Genomic DNA, 23,707 nt, shown 5'->3' with positions numbered 1-23,707 from the left:
AGTGTCTCTCAGCCGGTACCCGAACCGCCAGCGGGTGGGTTGTGACGTTCTTTGTCCTCGAGTTCAGCCAGCGCCCGGCGTAGCGCCGCCGCCTCGCCGGCACCGACCCGCTCGACAAAATGCACCAACGCGGCCTCCCGGCTGCCGGAGTCGGCGGCCTGGTCGAGCGCGTCCACCATCAGCCCGGCGACCAGTTCGTCGCGACCGTGGGTGGGGGCATAGCGGTGTGCGCGATCATCGCGGTGCTGGACGACCAGATTCTTCTTCGCCAGCCGCTGCAGCACGGTCATGATGGTCGTGTACGCAAGGTCGCGGTGCGCTGCCAGGGCCTCGTGCACCTGGCGCACCGTCTGGGGCTCATCTGCGAACCACAGGTGGTCCATCACGGACCGCTCCAGCTCCCCGAGCCGTGTCACCTTGGCCATCTCAGTTCATCTCCTACCAGCAGTAGCCCAAAGCGTACTACGGGATTACTACCGCGTGTCGTATCCGTTCCGAGCCCAGGTCGCGGGTCCGGGAAGTCGGGCGGCGCAGGCCGGTGGAGCCTCGTTCACCCCTCCATTATCGCCCTTTGTGAGTCCAATCACAGGGGGTAGCCCGCGACAGGCTCGGCACTATAGTAAGGCTAACCTAACCCAGAGCTAACTCAGATTGGAGGTGCCATGACGGTCGCGATCGAGGATCCGCTCATCGCAGGAATGTCGATCGGCAGAACGCTGCCGATCCACGAATCCAGCCGGCGGCTCCGCGAGCTGTACCGCGAATGCCCCCGGGTCTACGGCGTGGCGGTGATGGGCGATCTGTCCCGCCGCCGATGGTGGCCGCTGGCCGAGGTCCTGACCACCGACCGGCTCCAGACGATGTTCGACGCCGGGGTCGCCGAGACCGAGAGCCGGTCATCCGTCGCACAGCAGCTCGCCGCGACCTTCGCCCACGTGGTCGTCGGCCGGGTGATCCCGCTTCTCGTCCTCGAGGGACGCGCCTGGGACACCGGACTGGAGAACCTCTGGGTGCACGTCGACTCCGAGGGCGCCATCGATTGGGTCGGCGTCGCGGATCCGACGGTGCGCGGACTGCCCGACGATCCGTTCTTCGGCGACCGCACGAAGATCGGCGTCGGCCGGTCCGCCCAGGACGGGATCGTCGCGCTTCCCAGCGAAGCAGCCCTGACGACGTGGATCGCCCATCGCAGCCACCGCGCCCTGGCGCCTGTGTTCCTCAAGCTGGCCGACGTCAGCGGCGGGGCGATGACGGTGGCGTCGATGTGGCACCTCGTCGGCGGGTCCGTCGTCGGCGCCGCGACCCAGATACCGCTGCTGGCGGGCTCGAGCGAGGTGGTCAGCATGCGTCGCGGGCAGGCGGTGCTGGACGCCTTCGTCGGCTTCGGGTTGCCCGTGCGCGGAACATCGCGGATGACTTCGGCGAAAGCCTTGATTAATTAGGGCAGCCTTGCCTATGCTCTAAAGCAGTTCACGATCCGAACCACCGGACCGCGCCGGAGTCCTGAGGGCTGCAGAGACCCCCGGTCCACACGAAGGACGGGCCCCACGCACTGCGTGGGGCCCGTCCGCATTTCTGCAAAGGGCGATCCCGGCCGGCGGCGATCTCTGGTGCCCCGCGTGCACGTGCGCGCGGAGCACGTGTAAACACGAGCCGTGACGACTGACTTTCCCGGCCTCGGCGACGGATTCGACCGCCTGCTCGGACTGACGTATCTCGACATGACCCCCGACGGCGGGCGCGCACAGCTTCAGATCAGCGACGAGCTGCTCCAGCCGCACGGCATCGTGCACGGCGGCGTGTACTGCTCGATCGTCGAGAGCCTGGCCAGCGTGTCCGCCTCGGTCTGGCTGGCCGCCAACGGCGGTGGCCGCGTCGTCGGCGTCAACAACAACACCGACTTCCTGCGCGCCGTCGGCTCCGGCACCGTGACCGCTTCGTCCACGCCGATTCACCGCGGCCGTCGCCAGCAGCTGTGGCTGATCGCCATCACCGACGCCGACGACCGGCTGCTCGCGCGCGGTCAGGTGCGACTGCAGAATCTGCCTGACGAATAGCCGCGCTGCCGACTGCCGCCCGCCGTGGCAGGATCGCGAACTATGCGTTTGACCCCGCATGAGCAGGAGCGGCTGCTCATCTCCTATGCCGCCGAGCTTGCCCGCCGTCGCCAGGGGCGCGGCCTCAAGCTGAACCATCCCGAAGCCGTCGCGTTGATCACCGACCACATCCTCGAGGGGGCCCGCGACGGCCGCACGGTGGCAGAGTTGATGGCCAGCGGACAATCGGTGCTGGGCCGCGACGACGTGATGCCGGGGGTGCCCGAGATGCTCGACGACGTCCAGGTCGAGGCCACCTTCCCCGACGGCACCAAGCTGGTCACCGTCCACCACCCGATCTCGTGAGGCAGGAGTGACGTGATCCCAGGCGAAGTCGTGTACGGCGAAGGGACCATCGAGATCAATCCGGGAGCCCCCCGGCTGGAGTTGGAGATCCTCAACACCGGCGACCGCCCCGTTCAGGTAGGCAGCCATGTGCACGTGCCGCAGGCCAACGGCGCCCTGCAGTTCGACCGGGCCGCCGCACACGGACACCGGTTCGACATCCCGGCTGGAACGGCTATCAGATTCGAACCCGGTGTCGCACAACGCGTTTCGCTGATCCCGCTGACCGGCAACCGTGAAGTCCACGGCCTGAGCCTGAACCCGCCCGGCAGATTGGACGCGACCGATGAGTGACTTGTCCCGCTCCCGCTACGCGGCCCTGTTCGGCCCGACCACCGGCGACCGGATCCGGCTGGCCGACACCGACCTGTTCATCGAGATCACCGAGGACCGCAGCGGCGGACCCGGCCTCGCGGGCGACGAGGCCGTCTTCGGCGGCGGCAAGGTCCTGCGCGAATCCATGGGCCAGTCGCGTGCGACCCGCGCCGACGGAGCACCCGATACCGTCATCACCGGCGCCGTGATCCTGGACCACTGGGGAATCATCAAGGCCGACATCGGTATTCGTGACGGGCGCATCACCGCGATCGGCAAGGCCGGCAATCCCGACATCATGTCGGGCGTCCACCCCGACCTGGTGGTGGGCCCTTCGACCGAGGTCATCGCAGGCAACGGCCGAATCGTCACCGCCGGCGCCATCGACTGCCACGTCCACCTGATCTGTCCCCAGCTCATGGAGGAAGCCCTCGGCGGTGGCATCACGTCGATCGTCGCGGGCGGCACCGGCCCCGCGGAGGGCAGCAAGGCCACCACCGTGACGCCCGGCGCATGGCACCTGGCCCGGATGCTCGAGGCACTGGACACGTGGCCGATGAACATCGCGCTGCTCGGTAAGGGCAACACCGTCAGCGCCGAGGCGATGTGGGAGCAATTGCGCGGCGGTGCGGCAGGTTTCAAGCTCCACGAGGACTGGGGCACGACGCCCGCCGCGATCGACGCGTGCCTGACCGTCAGCGAGGCCGCCGGCGTGCAGGCCAACATCCACACCGACACCCTCAACGAAGCCGGGTTCGTCGAGGACACCCTGGCCGCGGTCAAAGGGCGCTCGATCCACGCGTATCACACCGAAGGCGCCGGGGGAGGGCACGCGCCGGACATCATCACGGTCGCAGGCCAACCGAACGTCCTTCCGAGCTCGACCAACCCGACCCGGCCGCACACCGTCAACACCCTCGACGAGCACCTCGACATGCTGATGGTGTGCCATCACCTCAACCCCGGTGTGCCAGAGGATCTCGCGTTCGCCGAGAGCAGGATCCGGCCGTCGACGATCGCCGCCGAAGACCTGCTGCACGACATCGGGGCGATCTCGATGATCGGCAGCGACGCCCAGGCGATGGGACGCATCGGCGAGGTCGTCATGCGGACCTGGCAGACCGCCCATGTGATGAAACAGCGTCGCGGCGCGCTGGAGGGCGACGGGGCCGCCGACAATCACCGGGCCCGCCGTTACGTGGCGAAGTACACGATCTGCCCGGCCGTCGCGCACGGTCTCGACCACGAGATCGGGTCGGTCGAGGTCGGCAAGCTGGCCGACCTGGTCCTCTGGGAGCCGGCGTTCTTCGGCGTGCGACCGCACGCCGTGCTCAAGGGGGGAATGATCGCCTGGGCGGCGATGGGGGACGCCAATGCCTCCATTCCGACCCCGCAGCCGGTGCTGCCTCGCCCCATGTTCGGTGCGGCACCCGCGGCGGCGGCCGCTACGTCGGTCCATTTCGTCGCGCCGCAGGCGATCGAAGACGGCCTCGCCGACCGGCTCGCCGTCAACCGCCGACTCGCCGCCGTGGGCAACGTGCGGAAAGTGGGCAAGGCCCAGATGCCGCTCAACGACGCGACGCCTCACATCGAGGTGGATCCCGACACGTTCACCGTGCGCATCGACGGGGAGGTCTGGCAGGAACAACCCGCGACCGAGCTGCCGATGGCACAGCGGTACTTCCTGTTCTGATGTCGAACCTGACCACCTTGCTGGCCTTGTCCGACTCACGGCTGCCGACCGGGGGGCATGTGCACTCCGGCGGCATCGAGGAGGCGGTCGCCAGCGGGCTGGTCGTCGATCTCCCCACGCTGCGCGCGTACCTGCGTCGCCGGATACGCACCACGGGACTGGTCACGGCGTCGGTGGCAGCAGCGGTGCACAGCGGGACGCTCGGCGCTGCGGCCGGCGGGCGCGGCGACACCGAGACCGACGCTCGCACACCGGCTCCCGCCGCCCGCAAGGCATCTCGTGCCCAGGGGCGCGGGCTGATCCGGCTGGCACGGCGGGTCTGGCCCGACAACGACTGGGCGGCGCTGGGCGCGACCCCGCACCTCGCGGTGGCTGCGGGCGCGGTGGGGGCGGCGAGCGGTCTGGCCCCCGAGCACACCGCGCTGTCGCTGGTCTACACGACGATGACGGGGTCGGCGACCGCGGCGCAGCGGCTGTTGGCGCTGGACCCTGGCGACGTCGCCGCGGTGACGTTCGAACTCTCGGCGCTGTGCGAGCAGACCGCCGCGGAGGCCGCCAAAGGGCTCTCCGATCTTTCAGACCCATTGCTGGACGTTCTCGCCCAGCGCCACACCGAACGCGAACGTCCACTTTTCGCGTCCTGAGAAGCAAGGTACCTCCGATGCCACCGCATTTTCTGTCCTCGGATTCTGTCGGCCAGCCGCACGTGCACACCGACCGTCCGCGTCGTGAACGCCGGCCGGGGGAGCCGTTGCGAATCGGCGTCGGCGGCCCGGTCGGGTCCGGCAAGACGGCTCTGGTGGCCGCGCTGTGCCGCCAGCTCCGCGACGAGTTGTCGTTGGCGGTGCTGACCAACGACATCTACACCACCGAGGACGCCGACTTCCTGCGCCGCCACGCAGTGCTGCCCGATGACCGGATCGCCGCCGTGCAGACCGGCGGCTGTCCGCACACCGCGATCCGCGACGACATCACCGCCAACCTGGACGCCATCGACGACCTCGTCGCCGCCCACGACGATCTGGATCTGATCCTCGTCGAGTCCGGCGGCGACAACCTCACCGCGACGTTCTCCTCGGGGCTGGTGGACGTGCAGATCTTCGTCATCGACGTCGCCGGCGGAGACAAGGTGCCCCGCAAGGGTGGACCGGGGGTCACGTACTCGGATCTGCTGGTGGTCAACAAGACCGACCTCGCACCGCTGGTCGGCGCCGATCTGGACGTGATGCGCCGCGACGCGGCCACGGTCCGCGATGAACGCCCCACGGTGCTGATCTCGCTGACCGCCGATCCGGCGGCCACAGCGGTGTTGGGCTGGGTGCGTGAGCAACTCGACCTCGCGCAGGCGGTCTAGGTGCATTCGGAGGTCGTGATCATCGCCCGGGCGAACCGCTCCCCGCACATCGAATCCGCCGGCGGCATCGCCGCGCGACGCACCGAGCGCGACACCGTGCACCTGGTGTCGTCGGCCGCGACGCCGCTGGGGGGCGACTCGATCCACATTCGGCTCGTGGTGGAAGCCGGTGCCCGCCTGAGGCTGCGCACTGCGGCGGCCACGATGACCCTGCCGGGGGCGGCCACCACCGAATCACATGCCGGCTGGACGCTCGAGGTCGCCGGCGAGCTCGACCTGGATCCGCTGCCGACGATCGTGGCGGCCACCTCTGCGCACTTCGTGACCACTCGCGTGACCCTTGCCGACAGCGGCCGTCTCCGGCTGGTCGAGAAGGTGCAGATCGGCAGAGCCGGTGAACGCCAGGGCTTCTGGTCGGGCGCACTGAGCGCCGACATCGACGGAAAACCGCTGCTGCGGCACCGCGTCGAGCTCGGCAACGGATCCCTGGCCGACGACGAGATCGCCGCTCCGAAAGCGAGCATCAGCGAACTGCACTACCCACGCAGCGACGTCGAAACCGCGGGGTTGACGCTGGCGCTGGCCGGGGGAGGGTGCCTGTCGACCTGGCAGGGCGCCCGGCTGTGACTAGCTGGCAGCCTTCTCCGTGTCCTGGACCGAGGCCGCGATCTCCTCGAGTTCCTCGATCCGGGTGCGGGCGTAGGCCTGCTGCTCGGTGATCGTCAGCTGGCCGCGATTGCGGCCGAGGAACGTCACCGTCCACGACAGCATGGTGACGATCTTGGTCTTGAAACCCACGAGGTAGATCAGGTGCAGGAACAGCCAGGCCAGCCACGCGATGAAGCCGCCGAACTCCAGCGGACCGATCTTGGCCACCGCACTGAACTTCGACACCGTGGCCATCGAACCCTTGTCGAAATAGCTGAAGGGTTCCCGCTGGGACGGGTCGGCGCCCTTGAGTCCGGCCGCGATGGCCTTGGCCGCGTATTTTCCGCCCTGGATGGCTCCCTGGGCCATCCCCGGCACGCCCTCGACCGCAGCCATGTCACCGACGACGAACACGTTGGGATTGCCCGGGACCGACAGATCAGGCAGCACTTTGACCCGTCCCGCCCGGTCGAGTTCCACTCCGGACTGGTTGGCCAGATCACGGCCCAGCGGACTGGCTGACACACCGGCCGACCACACCTTGCACGCGGACTCGATACGTCGCAGCGTGCCGTCGGGATCCTTGACGGTGATCCCGTTGCGGTCGACGTCGGTCACCATCGCGTTGAGCTGGATGTCGACGCCCATCTTCTCCAGCCGGGCTTGTGCCTTCCTGCCGAGTTTCTCACCCATCGGAGGCAGCACTGCAGGAGCGGCATCGAGCAGGATCACCCGCGCCTTGGTCGAATCGATGTGCCGGAACGTGCCTTTGAGGGTGTGGTCGGCCAATTCGGCGATCTGCCCGGCCATCTCGACACCGGTCGGGCCCGCGCCCACGACCACGAACGTCAGCAGCTTCTCCCGGCGGGCGGGGTCGCTGGACCGTTCGGCCTGCTCGAACGCACCGAGAATGCGCCCACGCAGTTCCAGTGCGTCGTCGATGGACTTCATGCCGGGAGCGAATTCGGCGAAGTGGTCGTTGCCGAAGTAAGACTGGCCCGCGCCGGCCGCGATGATCAGGCTGTCGTACGGCGTCACATAGGTGTGGCCGAGCAGCTCGGAGCGGACGGTCTTGGTCTTCAGGTCGATGTGGGTCACGTCGCCGAGCAGCACCTGTGCGTTCTTCTGTTTGCGCAGGATCACCCGGCTCGCCGGGGCGATCTCGCCCTCGGAGATGATCCCGGTCGCGACCTGATACAGCAGCGGCTGGAACAGGTGATGGGTGGTGCGGGCGATCATCTTGATGTCGACGTCGGCCCGCTTGAGGTGCTTGGCGGCGGTCAGTCCACCGAATCCCGATCCGATGATGACCACTTTGTGCCTGTCGGATGCAGTAGCTCCGGGATGGCTCATCACTTCTCCTTGGCGGGATTACCTGTTCACTTCAACGAATACGTTAGCCGCCGGGCTTCCGGCGGGCGCGGTGAGATGCCCCACCGGACCGTGGTCAGCCGGCCACCAGCGGCTTGAGCGCTTCACCCAGCGCGGTGATGTGGCCGGGCTGGTAACCCTGCAGGCTGGTGGGCAGGTTCATGATCACCGCGTCGATGCCGGCGTCGAAAACCTTGGTCTTGAGTTGCTCGGCGATCGACTCGGCGCTACCGGCGACCATCCGCTGGCTCATCTCTGCCGGGATGACGTCGGCGGTGACGTTCTCGTCGACCATCGTCGTGACCAGCATGCTGGTCTCCAGCGTGGCCGGGTCCCGTCCGATGTCCTCACACCTGGCTTTGACGACATCGAGCTTGGTGGCCAGTTCGTCGAAACCGGCGATGACGTTGAGATGGTCGAAGTGTCGAACCGCAAGCGGAATCGTCTTCTTCTCGCCGCTGCCACCGATCATCAGCGGGATGTGTTCACGAAAGCGAGGATTGGCCATGGCTTCCTCGACTCGGTAGTACTTGCCGGTGAACGTGGGGCGCTCGCCCTTGATCATCGGCAAGATGATCTGCAACGCCTCGTCGAGCTTGTTGAAACGATCGGTGAACGTGCCGAACTCGTAACCGAGCTGATCGTGTTCGAGCTCGAACCAGCCCGTCCCGATACCCAGGATCGCCCGTCCCTGGCTGATCACATCGAGTGTGGTGATGGCTTTGGCAAGCAGCGTCGGGTTCCGGTAGGTGTTGCCGGTGACCAGGGTGCCCAGCTGGACGCGCTCGGTGGCGGTAGCCAGGGCACCGAGTGCGGTGTAGGCCTCCAGCATCGGCTCCTCAGGGCTGCCGAGCATCGGCAACTGGTAGAAGTGGTCCATCACGAAGACCGAGTCGAATCCTGCCGCCTCGGCTTCCTGCGCCTGGGCGATCACGGTGGGGAACATCTCGGCGACGCCGGTGCCGTAGGAGAAGTTGGGGATCTGAAGTCCGAGTCGAATCGTCACTCCGTCGAGCCTAGCCAGCCGACGCCGATTGTCGACCCCTCGTACCGCGGCTCCGCGCTACGAGCCGAAGTTCGCCAGTGCGCCGTGGCTGACATGCAGCGTCTGGCCGGTGATGTGGCGGGCGGCGGGGGTGGCCAGGAACAACGACAGCCGCGCGATCTCGGCGCTGACCGATGGCGGCGTGGTGCCCAGCCCGTCGTATCCGGGCTCGATCCCGCGCCCGGCAGCGACCGCGTTCACCGTGATTCCTCTGGTACCGAAGTGGTGAGCCTGTCCCGCGGTCCACTCGGAGACCGCGGCCTTGATGGCGGCGTCGGCACTGCCTTCTCGTACCGGGTCCGGGATCACCGTGACAACGGAGCCGCCCGAGCGCAGATGATCACCGAGGACCTGCACCGTCAGCACCGCCGACACCACGGTGTTGTCGAAGATGCTGCGCCATTCGTTGAAGTGATCGGCCAGCGTGTAGGTGCGCGGGTCACCGGCGGTGCGTTTCGGGACCGGCACGTTGACGATGGCGTCCAGGTGCGCGGGGAACTGGCCCTGCACTGCGGCGACCGACGCCGGATCGGTGTTGTCGAACACGATCGCTCGGGCGTCGCTGGCATCGAGTTCCTTCACCGCGACGTCGAGTTCGTCACGGCGACTCCCCGCGAGCACCACGCTATGACCGGCTTCGCTGAAACTCGCTGCGATCGTGCGGCCAAGATCGGTATCGCATCCTGTGACCAGTACGTCCATCGTCGGCCCTCCTGTCGTGTTCAACGCTGAACCCCAGCGAGTGACGCCAATGTTACTGGACAGTAGCTAGCGCGTGAAACTCGGCGCGCCGCGAGTCGCACGGTGGTGCCGACGCGGCCGGTAACAGCGGGGCGCGAAGTCACGATCTACGGAGCAGACCCACACCAGACCTCAGACCCGAGACCACAAGGCCACCCCGCGCCACGCGCGGGGGCCTTCGGCTGTCAGCAACTGCCCAACTAATTCCCTTGCAGGGAGTTCAATGTATGCAGCAATGTCTCAGTTTGGCATTCAATGAGCAATTCGCACTTGCGTCACGGCTGTAACACGGTAGTTTCTTCCCCATGGTTCAGCCGGACGCGAATGCTCACCGCCGTAGCGGGCTCCCCAAGTCTCTCGGGCGCGCGGCGCTGACGAGTGCCACCACAGCGGCAATGATGGCAGCGTTGACCCTGCCGGTGGCACACGCCCAGCCCGCGCCGCCGCCACCGCCTCCGCCCCCGACGGTCGCGGAGGGCGCACCGCCGCCTGCCGCGCCGCCGCCACCGCCGGCCGACCCCAACGCCCCGCCGCCGCCGCCGGCGGATCCGAACGCACCGCCACCACCTCCGGCGGACCCCAACGCACCACCGCCACCGCCACCGCCACCGGCGGATCCCAACGCACCACCACCACCACCGGCGGCGGATCCGAACGCGCCGCCACCCGCCGATCCCGATGCGCCTGCGCCCGACCCGGGACGCGTCGACAATGCCGCGGGCGGTTTCAGCTACGTCGTGCCCGCAGGCTGGAAGGTCGCCGATGCCACCCAGCTGTCGTACGGGCAAGCGCTGCTGACGAAGCTGCCACCGGAAGGTTCGCCTCCGGACGCGCAGCCGCCCAATGACACCAGCGTGCTGCTCGGCAGGCTCGATCTGAAGCTGTTCGCAGGCGCCGAGACCGACAACACGAAGGCCGCCCAGCGCCTCGCCTCGGACATGGGCGAGTTCTTCATGCCCTTCCCAGGCACGCGGGTCAACCAGAAGACGGTGCCGCTGGATGCTGCAGGGATGAGCGGCGTCGCCTCCTACTACGAGGTGGAGTTCACCGACACCGCCAAGCCCAACGGCCAGATCTGGGCCGGAGTGGTGGGCGCCCCGACCCCCGCAGGAACCCCCCGCGGTCAGCGGGCACCCGAGCGGTGGTTCGTGGTGTGGTTGGGCACCGACGCCACCCCGATTCCCCAGGATGAAGCCGTGACCCTGGCCAACTCGGTCCGGCCGTGGACACCTCCGCCGCCTCCGCCGCCGGCGGATCCGAACGCACCGCCACCTCCGCCGGATCCCAACGCGCCGCCGCCGGATCCCAACGCGCCGCCGCCGCGGCCCGAGGTCGGGGTGCCGGTTCCGGTCGACCCGAACACGGCCCCGGGAATGCTGCCGCCCGCATAGCGGACCGGGCCTGACCTGACCCGCCGTTCGTTCACGTTTCCGGTGCATTCCGAAAGCCGAACCGTTACCCGTGACGGGTATACCTGGGTCTAGCCCGCCCGCGTCCGCGCCGGGCTGACCGGCAAGTGGCAGGAGATCCTCATGGAAATCGTTGCAGCCACCGAGTTGCTCGCGCGCTCGTCGACTCTGACGAGCGTCGGGTGGATCGGATACATCATCATCGGGGCGATCGCCGGTTGGATCGCCGGGAAGATCATGAAGGGCGGCGGGTCCGGGATCCTGATGAACATCGTCATCGGTGTGGTCGGAGCCCTGCTCGGCGGGTTCTTGCTGAGTTTCTTCCTCGACACCGCCAGCGGCGGTTGGTGGTTCACCCTGTTCACCGCGATCCTCGGCTCGGTGATCCTGTTGTGGATCGTCGGCATGGTGCGGGGCAGAAGCAAGGTCTGACCACAACGTGACATGGCGGGGGCGGTGAGCCGGTCGGCGATGCAGGCCTGGCAGGTGCACCGGCCCGGGCCGATGTCGTCCCGGCCACTGGTGCGTGCCACCGTCGACATCCCGCGACCCGGCGCCGACGAATTGTTGGTGGCCGTACTCGCCTGCGGGGTCTGCCGGACCGACCTGCACGTGGCCGAAGGCGATCTCCCGGTTCGCCGCCATCAGGTGATCCCCGGCCATGAAGTGGTCGGAGAAGTCGTCGAGATCGGGGCCGACGTGCCGCCGGGGTTCGCGGTGGGGGACCGCGTCGGGATCGCCTGGCTGCGCCACACCTGCGGGGTCTGCAGGTACTGCACGCGCAGCCAGGAGAACCTGTGCCCGCAGTCTCGCTACACCGGCTGGGACGCCGACGGCGGATACGCCGAGTTCACCACGGTCCCCGCGGCTTTCGCGCTCCGGCTGCCCCCCGGCTACGCAAATGCCGAGCTCGCACCGCTGCTGTGTGCGGGCATCATCGGCTATCGCTCGCTGGTTCGCGCCCAGCTACCCCCGGGAGGCAGGCTGGGTATCTACGGGTTCGGGGGGAGCGCCCACCTCACCGCCCAGGTGGCGCTGGCGGGAGGCGCCGAGGTGCACGTCATGACCCGCGGTGAACAGGCGCGCGAGCTGGCCCTGACGTTGGGCGCCGCCTCGGCGCAGGGCGCGGACGACCCGCCACCTGTGGCACTGGACGCCGCGATCCTGTTCGCCCCCGTGGGCGAGCTGGTGTTGCCCGCCCTGGAGGCGCTGGACCGCGGCGGCACCCTCGCGATCGCGGGCATCCACCTCAGTGACATCCCGCCGTTGAACTATCAACGCCACCTGTTTCAGGAACGACAGGTCCGTTCGGTGACGTCCAATACCCGCGACGACGCTGCGGCGTTCCTGGACTTCGCGGCACACCACCGTCTCCAGGTCACCAGCCCGCACTATCCCCTGGACCGGGCCGACGACGCGCTCAGCGATCTGGGAAGCGGGCGGATCTCCGGGGCTGCAGTGCTGATCGTCTGACCGGTCAGGTCAGATGCCACACCAGGGCGGCGGCCAGCGCACCCAGCCCGTTGAGCGACCAGTGCAGGGCGATGGGCGCGATCAGGCTGCCGCTGCGCCGTCGCAGCCAGGTGAAGACGAAGCCTGCCACGGCAGTGGCCAGGACGGCCCCGACCACACCCACCACGGTGCCGAACACGCCGCCACCGAGAATTCTGGTGAAGCCGACGTTGCTCGCCGTCAGACCCATCGACGTGGCGATGTGCCACAGCCCGAACAGCAGTGATCCGGCGGCGGCAACACCTCGCCAGCCCCACGCGCGGTCGAGCGCACCGTGTAGCACTCCCCGGAAGGCCAGTTCCTCGGGGATCACGGTCTGCAGCGGGATGATGATCATGGAAGCGATCAGCGCACCCGACAGCGTGGCGTAGTTGTTGTTGAGGAACATCGGACGTGTCCACGGCAGCAGCGCACCGACCGCGATCACCGTCGCGACGAGCGCGACAGCTGCCAGCGCGTAACCGGCGCCGGCCCTCCAGTGCTCTCTGGCGAGCCCGAGTTCAGCCCAACCCAGCCCCCGCGCGCGGACCAGCAGCAGCAACGCGACGGCGGCCGCGGGGACCACAGCAATGCTTGCCCACGGAGTGGTGAAGTGCGCCAGCAGGTTGGTCAGCGCGAGCACCACGACCACGACGGCGACGTCGGCGTAGATCCGAAAGTGGTGCAGCGCCGACAGCTGAGCCACCAAAGGGTGGGGCTCCGCTGGCGCGGCGACCGTGCTGGCGTCAGTCATAACTGCTCCAGAGTACCGACCCGGAGCAACTGTGCTGGTCAGCTGTGACCGAGCAGACTGCCGCGGCTACTCGTTGTCACCGCCGGTGTCCGCGGCCGCGGCGACGGCGTTCGTGTCCACGCCCGCTTCCTTGGCTGCCGGCCACACCCACTCCTTGACCTCAGGGATGTCATCGCCGTGGGCGCGGGTGTACTCCCGGGCGGCGATCCGCTTGTCGGCCATCTGCTGGCGCAACGTGGCACACGTCGATCCCAGGGCGGGCACGCGGTCGATCACGTCCATCACCAGGTGATAGCGATCCAGATCGTTGAGCATCACCATGTCGAAGGGTGTGGTCGTGGTGCCCTCCTCCTTGTACCCGCGGACATGCAGGTTGGCGTGGCCAGTGCGCCGGTAGGTGAGGCGGTGGATCAGCCACGGGTAGCCGTGGTAGGCGAAGATGATCGGCTTGTCGGTGGTGAACAGCATGTCGAACTCCCGGCTGGACAGGCCGTGTGGGTGCTCGGTGCTGTCCTGCAGGCGCATCAGGTCGACGACGTTGATGAAGCGGACCCTGAGGTCGGGCAGATGGGTGCGCAGCAGGTCGACCGCGGCAAGCGCCTCCAGCGTCGGGACGTCGCCGGCGGCCGCGAGGACGACGTCGGGGTCGGCGCCGAGGACTTCGTTGCCTGCCCACTCCCAGATGCCCAGCCCGCGGGTGCAGTGGGCGACGGCTTGTTCCATGGTCAGGAAGTTCGGTGCGGGCTGCTTACCGGAGACCACGACGTTGACGTACTGGCGCGACCTCAGGCAGTGGTCGTAGGTCGACAGCAGCGTGTTGGCGTCCGGCGGGAGGTAGACGCGCACCACGTTCGCGCTCTTGTTGACGACGTGATCGATGAAGCCGGGATCCTGATGGGAGAAACCATTGTGATCCTGACGCCAGACATGGCTGGACAGTAGATAGTTCAGGCTCGCGATGGGCCGCCGCCACGGGATGTGGTCGGTGACCTTCAGCCACTTGGCGTGCTGGTTGAACATCGAGTCGATGATGTGGATGAAGGCTTCGTAGCAGTTGAACAGGCCATGCCGGCCGGTCAGCAGATATCCCTCGAGCCAGCCCTGGCATTGATGCTCGGACAGCACTTCCATCACCCGGCCCGCCCGAGCGAGGTGCTCGTCGACCTCGGGTCCGAAGAACTCGGCGTTCCACTGCTTGTCGGTGGCGTCGTAGACGGCCTGCAGCCGGTTCGACGCCGTCTCGTCGGGTCCGAAGATGCGGAAGTTGTCAGGGTTGAGCCTGATCACCTCGGTGAGCCACTGGCCCAACACCCTGGTGGCCTCGGCGAGGGTCGCGCCCGGCTCGGGCACGTCGACGGCGAAATCGCGGAAGTCCGGTAGCCGGAGATCCTTGAGAAGAAGTCCACCGTTGGCGTGGGGATTGTCGCTCATTCGCAGCTGTCCCTGCGGTGCCAGCTCGGCGATGTCGGGCTGCAACCGCCCGTCGGCGTCGAACAGTTCGTCGGCCCGGTAGCAGGCGAGCCAGTCGGCGAGCACCCGCAGGTGCTCCTCGGTGTCGCGGGCGTTGCCCAGCGGCACCTGGTGAGCACGCCAGGATCCCGTCGTCTTCTTGCCGTCGATGTAGTCGGGCCCCGTCCAGCCTTTCGGAGTCCGGAAGACGATCATGGGCCAGGACGGTGGGGAGTCATCGCCCGCGGCCGCCCTGGCTTTTATAGCGGCGATCTCGTCGAGGACGTCATCCAGCAGAGCGGCGAACCGGCGGTGGGCGTCGGCATGGTCCGCGCCGGCCTGCGCGTCGTCCGCATCGTCGGGAACCTCGAAGAAGTACGGGCGGTGTCCGTACCCGACCATCAGGCTGCGCAGCTCGTCCGCCGGGATGCGGGCCAGCACCGTCGGGTTGGCGATCTTGTAGCCGTTGAGGTGCAGGATCGGCAGCACCACCCCGTCCTTGTTCGGGTTCGTGAACTTGTTGGAGTGCCAGCTGGTGGCCAGCGCGCCGGTTTCTGCCTCACCGTCACCGACCACCGCCGCAACCAGCAGATCCGGGTTGTCGAACGCAGCGCCGTACGCATGCGACAGTGCGTAGCCCAGTTCGCCGCCTTCGTGGATCGAGCCGGGCGTCTCCGGTGCCACATGCGAGGGGATGCCGCCCGGGAAGGAGAACTGCCGGAACAGCCGGCGCATCCCTTCGGCGTCCTGGCTGATGTCGGGGTAGATCTCGCTGTAGGTGCCCTCGAGGTAGGTGTTGGCCACCAGGCCGGGTCCGCCGTGGCCGGGGCCGGTGACGTAGATCGTCGACTGCTCGCGCTCCTTGATCGCGCGATTGAGGTGGGCGTAGAGGAAGTTCAGGCCGGGGGTGGTGCCCCAGTGGCCCAGCAGGCGCGGCTTGACATCCTCACGGGCCAGCGGAGTCCGCAGCAGCGGGTTGTCCAGCAGGTAGATCTGGCCGACTGACAAGTAATTGGCGGCGCGCCACCACCGGTCGATTCGGCCCACCATCTCATCGCTCAGCGGGCTCCGGTCGACGGTCTTCGGTTCGGTCGAGGCAGTCATCTCTCCATCCAACTCCGCATCGGGGTGTGGTCCAACCAGTACCCGATGGCGCGGGCGTTAATCTTTCGCGCACCGTTATCGTGAGCAGTCATCCACGGCGGCAGAAGGGCAGGGCGGCGATGGTCGACGAACCGCCGTTGCTGGCGTCGCTGCGGGTGCTCGACCTGTCCTCGGGCGAAGGGGATGCGGTCAGCCGGATCCTCGCCGATCTCGGCGCCGACGTGCTCAAGATCGAGCCGCCCGGCGGCAGCGCGACGCGGCGCGACCGACCGACGGTGGCGGGTGCCGGTATCGGTTTCGCGCTGGACAACGCGAACAAGCGCTGCGCCGTGCTGGATCCGGGCGCACCGGATGATCGGCGACGGCTGATCGAGCTCGCCGGCACGGCCGATGTCGTGATCGATTCGCAGAAGCCTGGCACCGCAGCGACATTCGGGACGTCCTGCGCGGCGTTGTCGCAGCGGTTCGACAATCTGGTGACGATGTCGGTGACCGATTTCGGCGCGTCGGGGCCCCGCGCATCGTGGCGAGCCACCGACGCGGTGTGTTACGCGATGTCATCGGCGTTGTCGCGCACCGGGCCGACCTCGGGCACGCCGGTGTTGCCGCCGAACGGCGTGGCTTCCGCCACCGCGGCGGTGCAGGCCGCATGGGCGATTCTGGCCGCCTACTTCGACCGGTTACGGTGCGGCAAAGGCGAGTTCATCGACTTCTCACGTTTCGAGGCGGTGGTCCAGGCGCTCGATCCGCCGTTCGGTTCCGAGGGTCAGGCCGCGGTCGGGCTCAAGGCCCCCACCGAGCTGTGGCGCGGCCGCCCGCGCAACCAGCAGATCTACCCGATCTTCGAATGCCGGGACGGGCATGTGCGGATCTGCCTGTTGTCGGCGCGCCAGTGGCACGGTATGCGGGCCTGGCTGGGCGAACCGGAACAGTTCTCGGACCCGAAGTTCGAGACCATCGCCGCCCGCTACGCCGCCTCCCGGGAGCTCAACGCGGCCATCGCCGATCTGTTCGCTCCGCAGACGATGGCTTCGCTGGTCACGCAGGGACAGACCCGTGGGGTGCCGATCGCCGCAGTGCTCACCCCGGCAGAAGCGCTGGCGGCAAAGCACTTTCGAAGCGTAGGCGCGCTGACCGAGGTCGCCCTGGCGCCGCGGACGTCGGTGACGATCCCGGTCGGCCCGCTGGTGATCGACGGCGTCCACCACGGGTACCGGCGCAGCGCACGCGCCGACGAACCCGAATGGCGGGGCCCGCGGCCCGCTGAGCGCTCGACCGCCCACCCGGCCGGCGGGCCCTCACGGCCCTTCGACGGCCTCCGGATCCTGGACCTCGGTGTCATCGTCGCCGGCGGCGAGTTGGGCCGGCTGTTCGCCGATCTCGGCGCAGAGGTCATCAAGATCGAGAGCGCGGCCTACCCCGACGGCCTCCGGCAGTCACCGCCGGGCAAGCCGATGAGCCGGTCGTGGGCGCTGACGCATCGCAACGAATACGGCTTGGGGCTGGATCTGCGGCAGCAGCCGGGGGCCGAACTGTTCAGCCGTTTGGTGGCGGCCTCCGACGCGGTGTTCGCCAACTTCAAACCGGGCACCCTGGCTTCGCTCGGATTCTCCTACGACCGGTTGCGCGAGCTTAACCCCGGCATTGTGCTGACCGAGAGCAGCGCGTTCGGGGATCGAGGGCCCTGGAGTTCGCAGATGGGCTACGGCCCACTCGTGCGCGCGGCCACCGGCGTCACCCGGTTGTGGACGTCCTGCGACGCCGAACCGGACACGTTCTACGACGTGACGACGATCTTCCCCGACCACGTGGTCGGGCGGCTCACCGCGATCGCGACCGCCGCCGTGCTGATCCGGCGCCGACGGACCGGTATCGGCGGGCACGTGCACATCTCGCAGGCCGAAGCGGCGATCAACCAGCTCGCCCAGGCCTACGTCGCCGAATCCTGCAGGGCCGCCGGGTTGGATGTGGCCGAGGGTGACGGCGTCGACGCGGTGTTCCCGTGTGCCGGTGACGACGAATGGTGCGTGATCTCGATGTGCGATCCGGCGCAGCGCGCAGTGGTCGCCGACGTGGTCGGACGCTCGGGACTTCCCGAGGACCGCACCGAGCTGATCGCTGCGGTGTCACAGTGGACCGCCACCCAGGACAAGAACGAGGTCGTCGCGCGACTGCAAGACCTCGGCGTCCCGGCCGGGCCGATGAACCGTGCGGCCGACGTCGCCGCAGACCCCCAGCTCGTGTTCAGGAAGCTGTTCAGCGACATGAACCACCCGCTGCTCGACGCAGCGGTGCTCGCCGAGACCTCGCCGGCGCCGTTCACCCGCATCCCGCGCGCAGAGCTGCGGCCGGCACCCATGCCCGGCGAGCACACCCGGATGATCTGTCAGAAGGTGCTCGGGCTCAGTCCCGAGCAGATCGACGGGCTGATCGCCGATGGTGTGCTGTTCACCCATGAGAAGACGACCTAGGAAGGCCATCTCCATGTCTCTCGACCCCAGGACACCGGTGCTCGTCGGCTACGGCCAGGTCAACCAGCACACCGAGAACCCCGATGTCGAACCCGTCGATCTGATGGTGGCGGCTGCGCGCGCCGCCGCCGACCCGCGGGTGCTCGAATCGGTCGACGCGGTGCGCATCGTCAACCTGCTGTCGTGGCGCTACCGGGATCCGGGATTGCTTCTTGCCCAACGCATTCGGGCCGACAAGGCGGGCACCCGGTACACCGGGGTCGGCGGCAACGTGCCGCAGACGCTGGTGAACCTGGCTTGCTTGGACATCCAGCAGGGCAAAGCCGACGTGGTGCTGATCGCCGGCGCCGAGACCTGGCGTACCCGAAGCCGGCTGCGCGCCGCCGGTCAGAAGCCGGACTGGACGCGCCAGGACGATTCGGTACCGGTTGCCCCCGGTTCCGATGACGGGGTGCCGATGGCCGGGCCTGCCGAGATCCGGATCAACCTGGACCGTCCGGCCTACGTCTATCCGATGTTCGAGCAGGCGGTGCGCATTGCCGCGGGGGAGAAGCCCGATGAACACCGTCGCCGCATCGGTGAGCTGTGGTCCCAGTTCAGTGCCGTCGCCGCGACGAATCCCCACGCTTGGAGCAGGGACGCCCTCAGCGCAGAGCGGATCTGGCAGCCGGCGCCGGACAACCGGATGATCAGTTGGCCCTACACCAAGCTGATGAACTCCAACAACATGGTCGATCAGGGAGCAGTGCTGATCGTGGCGTCGGCTGAGAAGGCCGACTACCTCCAGATATCCAGGGAACGCTGGGTTTTCCCCTACGCCGGGGCCGACGCGCACGATACCTACGCGATCGGCGAGCGGGCGGAGTTCTGTACTTCACCGGCGATCAGGATCGCCGGAAACCGGGCGCTGGAACTCGCAGATGCCCGGATCGACGAGATCGAACTGGTCGACGTCTACTCCTGCTTTCCATCGGCGGTTCAGGTCGCCGCCGGGGAACTCGGGCTTCCGATCGGGGACCCCGGCCGACCCCTGACGGTCACCGGCGGCCTCACCTTCGCCGGGGGCCCGTGGAACAACTACGTCACCCACTCGATCGCCACGATGGCCGAGCAGCTGGTGGCTCGACCGGGTACTCGCGGCCTGATCACCGCCAACGGCGGCTATCTGACCAAACACAGCTTCGGCGTGTACGGCACCGAGCCGCCGGACCACGAATTCCGTTGGGAGGACGTCCAAGCCGAGGTCGATGCCGAACCCACCCGCACTGCGCTGGTCGACTGGAGCGGGGTGGGGACCGTCGAGGCGTGGACCACCCCGGTGGATCGCGACGGCAAGCCCGAAAAGGCGTTCCTGGCGGTGCGGACACCCGAGGACGCCCGGGTCCTCGCGGTGATCACCGATTCGGCCGACGCCCAGGCGACCGTGCGTGACGACATCGCAGGTGCGTCGGTACGCGTCCACGAGGATGGCACCGCGGCGCTGGCGTGACTACAGCAGTCAGGGGGCGTCGGCAGGCACATCGGTGTAGGTCATCGTGTAGCCGTCAGCCGAGAAGGTGAACCCCTTGCCGCTGAGCTCGGACAGGCACGAGATGCCGGAGCTCTCCTGGACATTGCATCGGAAGCCGGCGACCGCCAGAATCCGGTTGAACGGCAACACCACCGCAGGGCCCGGATCGAGTCCGAACTGCGGCGCCGACACCGCAGAGAACTGCGGGTCGTCGGTCCGGTCCACCACGAGGATGTTCGGCGCCGCCGGATCGCCGTCCGGGCCGGGGACCTCATCGGGTGCGCCGCTGATCGGCAGTGCGGATGTCGGCGCCTGGGCGCTCTGGCAACCCGCCCTGGTGCGCGGCAGGACCGCGCACTCCCAACGCCCGCTGGGACTGGTGAAGTAATACCCGGTGGACCCGTCAACCTCGGACGCGTAGTCGAACGCGTTGACCAGGTGCGCGTTGCTCGGCCGCGTGGTGGTCGCCGCCGGTGGCGGAGCCGAGCTCGCGGTGGGTGCGCCGTCGTCGGTGTTGACCACCACGGACCCTGGGGCGCACGAGCAGATCAGCGTCGTCATCAGCGCGCCGAGGGCGGCGAATCTCATCGCATGCATGGTGTCGAGTGTGCCGGGTGCTGAAAAGCTCATCGGTCACCCGTGGATCTTCTCGCGCAGTTCGCGGCCGTCGAAGCCGCGGCGACGGCGGAGAGCAGGACTGAGCGTCCTCGGCGAGCAGACACAAACTCGCACGAAAACCCGGGGGATTGTGCGAGTTTGCGTCTGCTCGCGGTTGTCAGGCAGCGACCTTCGCGGTCTCGGCGGCCGGATCCAGGGCCAGCGCCACGATGTCGGCCACGTCGGTCATCGGCTTCACCTCGAGTGCGTCGAACACCTCGGCCGGCACGTCGTCGAGATCGGGTTCGTTGCGCTGCGGGATGAAAACGGTTGACAGTCCGGCACGTTGGGCAGCGAGTAACTTCTGCTTCACCCCGCCGATCGGCAGCACCCGGCCGTTGAGCGTCACCTCGCCGGTCATCCCGACATCGGCGCGCACCTGACGCCCGGTGGCCATCGACACCAGAGCGGTCACCATCGTGACACCCGCCGAGGGCCCGTCCTTGGGGACGGCGCCGGCAGGGACGTGCACGTGGATCTTGCGATCCAGGGCCCTGGGGTCCACACCGAGTTGTTCGGCATGAGCGCGGACGTAGGAGAGCGCGATCTGCGCCGACTCCTTCATCACGTCGCCCAGCTGGCCGGTGAGCACAAGACCGGCCTCACCGTCGGTGGCCCCTGCCTCGATGTACAGCACATCACCGCCCAGACCCGTCACCGCCAGACCGGTCGCCACTCCTGGCACCGCGGTTCGCTCCTCGGAATCCGGGGTGAACCGCGGACGACCCAGGTAGCCCACGAGATCCGGCTCGTCGATGGTCAACGGCGCGGGGTCGGCAGCCAGTTTTGTGGTGGCCTTCCGCAGCGCCTTGGCGAGCAGTCGCTCGAATTGTCGGACACCCGGTTCGCGGGTGTAGTCCGCAGCGATCTTGCGCAGAGCAGCATCGGTGACCGCGACCTCATCGGTTGTCAGCGCCGCGCGTTCGGCCTGCCGGGGGAGCAGGTAGTCGCGGGCGATGGCGACCTTGTCGTCTTCGGTGTAGCCGTCGATCTGCACCAGCTCCATGCGGTCCAGCAGCGCCGACGGAATGTTCTCGATCACGTTGGCCGTCGCAAGGAACACCACATCGGACAGATCCAGGTCGAGATCGAGGTAGTGGTCCCGGAAGGTGTGGTTCTGCGCCGGGTCGAGCACCTCGAGCAGCGCCGCGCTGGGATCGCCGCGGTAGTCGGAGCCCACTTTGTCGATCTCGTCCAGCAGCACAACCGGGTTCATCGATCCCGCTTCGCCGATGGCGCGCACGATCCGGCCCGGAAGAGCGCCGACGTAGGTACGCCGGTGGCCCCGGATCTCGGCCTCGTCACGCACCCCACCGAGGGCGACGCGGACGAACTTGCGGCCCAAGGCCCGGGCCACGGATTCACCCAGCGAGGTCTTGCCGACACCGGGGGGACCCGCCAGCACCATGACGGCGCCGGATCCCCGACCGCCGACGACGGACATGCCCCGCTGAGCTCGGCGGGCGCGCACGGCGAGGTACTCGACGATGCGGTCCTTGACGTCCTCGAGCCCGTGATGATCGGCGTCCAGGACCTCCCGGGCCGACTTCAGGTCCGTCGAGTCCTCCGTCGTCGTGTTCCACGGCAAGTCCAGGACCGTGTCCAGCCAGGTGCGGATCCAGCCGCCCTCGGGGCTCTGCTCACTCGAACGCTCCAGCTTGCCCACCTCGCGCAGGGCCGCTTCGCGGACCTTCTCCGGCAGGTCGGCCGCCTCGATTCTGGACCGATAATCGTCAGTGCCCTCTTCGCCGTCCGGTCCCAGCTCGCCGAGTTCCTTGCGGATCGCCGTCAGCTGCTGGCGCATCAGGAACTCCTTCTGCTGCTTGTCCATCCCGGATCGGACGTCCTCGGCGATCTTGTCGTTGACCTCGACCTCGGCCAGATGCTCGCCGGTCCATCGGATGAGCGAGCTCAGTCGCTCCGCGACGTCTTCGGTCTCCAGCAGTTGCCGCCGCTGGACATTGCTCAGGTATGACGCGTAGCCGGCGGTGTCGGCGAGCGCTGACGGATCGGTAATCTTGTTGACCACGTCGACGATCTGCCAGGCCTCGCGGCGCTGCAGCATCGCCAGCAGCAGCTTCTTGTACTCGGCAGCCAGCGCTGTGGTCTCGTCGGTGACTTCCGGATCGGCAACCTCTTCGACCGACACCCACAATGCTGCACCGGGGCCGGTGGCGCCGGACCCGATGTGGGCGCGGTTCTCACCGCGCACGACCGCCGCCGCCCCGCCCCCGGGCACGCGGCCGACCTGCACGATCGAGGCGATCACACCGTAGGTGGGGTAGCGGTCGTCCAGGCGGGGCGCGATCAGCAGCTTGCCGCTCTCACTCGCCTGAGCAGTGTCGACGGCGACGCGGGCGGCCTCGTCCAGTTCGATCGGCACCACCATTCCGGGCAGCACGATCGGTTCGCTGACGAACAGGACCGGCACTTGCAGAGCTTCAGGCATCAATCTCCTCCAAAGTTGAACCTATTGCGCTCAACCCTGTCGTTGGTTGCTTTGTTCCCGCCACGAATATCGCCCGCAGCGGAACTGTGGGAATCCGCGCAAGGTGTCGGATTGTCTTTGAGCTGCCGGAAGCGCCCCGGAAAGTCATCAACGTGTCGGCATCAGCCACCGTGAGGTTGTGACATCTGTCGAGGGTGCAGCAACCGAAGTCAGCTAGATCGCCGACGACGGTGACCCGGTCGCGGCGGACTTCGTCGAACCGGTGCTGGAGATACTGGCGGAAGGGATCATCGAACCCGACCTGGCCGCGTAGCTTCCGCGCCGACGCGCCGCCACACATGCAGCGAAAGGGTGATTGGTTGTGGACACGCCGACGTTGATGTTCGGAAAGATCCTCGCCCTGTACATGCTGACGGCCGGCATCGCCTTCATCGTGGCGACACCGTTCTATGCAGACCTCACCCGGAAAGCCGACAAGTCGGACGCGGTGGCGGTGAACATCTCGGGCATGGTCCACCTGTTCATCGGCTTCGGCATCCTTGTCAACCACTTCGTTTGGGACAGCCCGCTCGCGGTACTCGTCACGCTGCTGGGCATCTTCTTCGTCATCCGGGGGGCGGCGTACTACTGGGTCCCCCAATTGGTGCTGCGGCCGTCCGAAGGGCGCGCATCAGGCCTTCGCGGCATGGGTGCGGCATTCATCGGGATCGGCATGCTGATGGGGTACCTCAGCTTCTTCGCGTAGAGCACCGAGACGCCCAACCACGCGTGACCATCCCCCGCCCAACCACGCGTGGCCATCCCC

The 23,707-nt window shown here is 67.9% G+C and carries 22 protein-coding genes; 14 read left to right on the top strand and 8 right to left on the bottom strand.

Annotated features, from left to right (window positions below):
- Positions 1 to 8: 8 nt before the first annotated feature.
- A complete protein-coding gene (locus tag BEMPMBAN_RS08430; protein WP_159229916.1) occupies positions 9 to 425 on the bottom strand; it encodes a BlaI/MecI/CopY family transcriptional regulator in 417 nt (138 codons plus the stop codon).
- Between the two features lie 237 nt (positions 426 to 662).
- Here BEMPMBAN_RS08430 and BEMPMBAN_RS08425 point away from each other — a divergent pair, with 237 nt between their 5' ends.
- From BEMPMBAN_RS08425 to BEMPMBAN_RS08390, 8 genes are all read left to right on the top strand, one after another.
- Positions 663 to 1,442 (top strand): iron reductase, encoded by a 780-nt coding sequence (locus BEMPMBAN_RS08425; protein ID WP_159229915.1) that lies wholly within the window; start codon positions 663 to 665, stop codon positions 1,440 to 1,442.
- A 213-nt stretch (positions 1,443 to 1,655) separates the two neighbouring features.
- Positions 1,656 to 2,057 carry a PaaI family thioesterase gene (locus BEMPMBAN_RS08420; protein ID WP_159229914.1) on the top strand — a complete coding sequence of 134 codons (402 nt, stop codon included), beginning with the start codon at positions 1,656 to 1,658 and terminating at the stop codon, positions 2,055 to 2,057.
- A 42-nt stretch (positions 2,058 to 2,099) separates the two neighbouring features.
- Positions 2,100 to 2,402: an urease subunit gamma gene (locus BEMPMBAN_RS08415; protein WP_159229913.1), complete on the top strand. Its 303-nt coding sequence runs from the start codon at positions 2,100 to 2,102 to the stop codon at positions 2,400 to 2,402.
- Positions 2,403 to 2,414: 12 nt separating this feature from the next.
- Positions 2,415 to 2,735, top strand: coding sequence for an urease subunit beta (locus BEMPMBAN_RS08410; protein WP_159229912.1), 321 nt, complete (start codon positions 2,415 to 2,417; stop codon positions 2,733 to 2,735).
- Positions 2,728 to 4,449, top strand: coding sequence for an urease subunit alpha (locus BEMPMBAN_RS08405; RefSeq protein WP_159229911.1), 1,722 nt, complete (start codon positions 2,728 to 2,730; stop codon positions 4,447 to 4,449). Before BEMPMBAN_RS08410 ends, BEMPMBAN_RS08405 begins: the two co-directional genes overlap by 8 nt.
- Positions 4,449 to 5,093 (top strand): urease accessory protein UreF, encoded by a 645-nt coding sequence (locus tag BEMPMBAN_RS08400; protein WP_159229910.1) that lies wholly within the window; start codon positions 4,449 to 4,451, stop codon positions 5,091 to 5,093. Before BEMPMBAN_RS08405 ends, BEMPMBAN_RS08400 begins: the two co-directional genes overlap by 1 nt.
- 17 nt (positions 5,094 to 5,110) lie before the next feature.
- Entirely contained in the window at positions 5,111 to 5,803 is a 693-nt protein-coding gene (gene ureG / locus BEMPMBAN_RS08395; RefSeq protein ID WP_159229909.1) for an urease accessory protein UreG, read from the top strand.
- Positions 5,804 to 6,430, top strand: a complete 627-nt coding sequence (locus BEMPMBAN_RS08390) for an urease accessory protein UreD (protein WP_159229908.1) — start codon at positions 5,804 to 5,806, stop codon at positions 6,428 to 6,430.
- On the opposite strand, the gene BEMPMBAN_RS08385 is transcribed toward BEMPMBAN_RS08390, so the two are convergent.
- The 3 genes from BEMPMBAN_RS08385 to BEMPMBAN_RS08375 form a co-directional block, all read right to left on the bottom strand.
- The gene (locus BEMPMBAN_RS08385; protein WP_159229907.1) at positions 6,431 to 7,804 is read right to left on the bottom strand and encodes a type II NADH:quinone oxidoreductase Ndh; all 1,374 of its coding nucleotides are present in this window, start codon (positions 7,802 to 7,804) and stop codon (positions 6,431 to 6,433) included. It abuts the gene before it with no gap.
- A 94-nt stretch (positions 7,805 to 7,898) separates the two neighbouring features.
- A complete protein-coding gene (locus BEMPMBAN_RS08380; RefSeq protein ID WP_159229906.1) occupies positions 7,899 to 8,828 on the bottom strand; it encodes an LLM class F420-dependent oxidoreductase in 930 nt (309 codons plus the stop codon).
- Positions 8,829 to 8,885: 57 nt separating this feature from the next.
- Positions 8,886 to 9,569, bottom strand: a complete 684-nt coding sequence (locus BEMPMBAN_RS08375; RefSeq protein ID WP_159229905.1) for an SDR family oxidoreductase — start codon at positions 9,567 to 9,569, stop codon at positions 8,886 to 8,888.
- Positions 9,570 to 9,913: 344 nt separating this feature from the next.
- Between BEMPMBAN_RS08375 and BEMPMBAN_RS08370 the strand changes: the two genes are divergently transcribed.
- The 3 genes from BEMPMBAN_RS08370 (at position 9,914) to BEMPMBAN_RS08360 (ending at position 12,490) form a co-directional block, all read left to right on the top strand.
- The gene (locus tag BEMPMBAN_RS08370) at positions 9,914 to 10,999 is read left to right on the top strand and encodes an APA family fibronectin-binding glycoprotein (protein ID WP_159229904.1); all 1,086 of its coding nucleotides are present in this window, start codon (positions 9,914 to 9,916) and stop codon (positions 10,997 to 10,999) included.
- A gap of 141 nt (positions 11,000 to 11,140) precedes the next feature.
- Positions 11,141 to 11,449, top strand: coding sequence for a GlsB/YeaQ/YmgE family stress response membrane protein (locus tag BEMPMBAN_RS08365; RefSeq protein WP_159229903.1), 309 nt, complete (start codon positions 11,141 to 11,143; stop codon positions 11,447 to 11,449).
- Positions 11,450 to 11,488: 39 nt separating this feature from the next.
- On the top strand, positions 11,489 to 12,490 hold the full coding sequence (locus BEMPMBAN_RS08360) for a zinc-binding alcohol dehydrogenase family protein (protein ID WP_159229967.1): 1,002 nt from the start codon (positions 11,489 to 11,491) through the stop codon (positions 12,488 to 12,490).
- Positions 12,491 to 12,494: 4 nt separating this feature from the next.
- Here BEMPMBAN_RS08360 and BEMPMBAN_RS08355 read toward each other — a convergent pair whose 3' ends face one another.
- On the bottom strand, positions 12,495 to 13,262 hold the full coding sequence (locus BEMPMBAN_RS08355; protein ID WP_159229902.1) for a CPBP family intramembrane glutamic endopeptidase: 768 nt from the start codon (positions 13,260 to 13,262) through the stop codon (positions 12,495 to 12,497).
- Between the two features lie 66 nt (positions 13,263 to 13,328).
- The gene (locus BEMPMBAN_RS08350; RefSeq protein WP_159229901.1) at positions 13,329 to 15,815 is read right to left on the bottom strand and encodes a phosphoketolase family protein; all 2,487 of its coding nucleotides are present in this window, start codon (positions 15,813 to 15,815) and stop codon (positions 13,329 to 13,331) included.
- A 119-nt stretch (positions 15,816 to 15,934) separates the two neighbouring features.
- Between BEMPMBAN_RS08350 and BEMPMBAN_RS08345 the strand changes: the two genes are divergently transcribed.
- Both BEMPMBAN_RS08345 and BEMPMBAN_RS08340 read left to right on the top strand, forming a co-directional pair.
- The gene (locus BEMPMBAN_RS08345) at positions 15,935 to 18,286 is read left to right on the top strand and encodes a CaiB/BaiF CoA-transferase family protein (protein ID WP_159229966.1); all 2,352 of its coding nucleotides are present in this window, start codon (positions 15,935 to 15,937) and stop codon (positions 18,284 to 18,286) included.
- 13 nt (positions 18,287 to 18,299) lie between these two features.
- Complete coding sequence (locus BEMPMBAN_RS08340; protein ID WP_159229900.1) at positions 18,300 to 19,775, top strand: acetyl-CoA acetyltransferase; 1,476 nt, start codon at positions 18,300 to 18,302, stop codon at positions 19,773 to 19,775.
- 9 nt (positions 19,776 to 19,784) lie between these two features.
- On the opposite strand, the gene BEMPMBAN_RS08335 is transcribed toward BEMPMBAN_RS08340, so the two are convergent.
- Both BEMPMBAN_RS08335 and lon read right to left on the bottom strand, forming a co-directional pair.
- The gene (locus BEMPMBAN_RS08335) at positions 19,785 to 20,426 is read right to left on the bottom strand and encodes a hypothetical protein (RefSeq protein ID WP_425294948.1); all 642 of its coding nucleotides are present in this window, start codon (positions 20,424 to 20,426) and stop codon (positions 19,785 to 19,787) included.
- Positions 20,427 to 20,571: 145 nt separating this feature from the next.
- Complete coding sequence (gene lon, locus BEMPMBAN_RS08330) at positions 20,572 to 22,902, bottom strand: endopeptidase La (RefSeq protein ID WP_159229899.1); 2,331 nt, start codon at positions 22,900 to 22,902, stop codon at positions 20,572 to 20,574.
- Positions 22,903 to 23,263: 361 nt separating this feature from the next.
- Here lon and BEMPMBAN_RS08325 point away from each other — a divergent pair, with 361 nt between their 5' ends.
- Entirely contained in the window at positions 23,264 to 23,647 is a 384-nt protein-coding gene (locus tag BEMPMBAN_RS08325; protein WP_200845917.1) for a hypothetical protein, read from the top strand.
- Positions 23,648 to 23,707: the final 60 nt, after the last annotated feature.

It is taken from the genome of Mycolicibacterium austroafricanum, from assembly GCF_902705885.1.
GTDB classification, from domain to species: Bacteria; Actinomycetota; Actinomycetes; order Mycobacteriales; family Mycobacteriaceae; genus Mycobacterium; species Mycobacterium vanbaalenii_A.
This window is presented reverse-complemented; position numbering and strand designations above follow the sequence as displayed.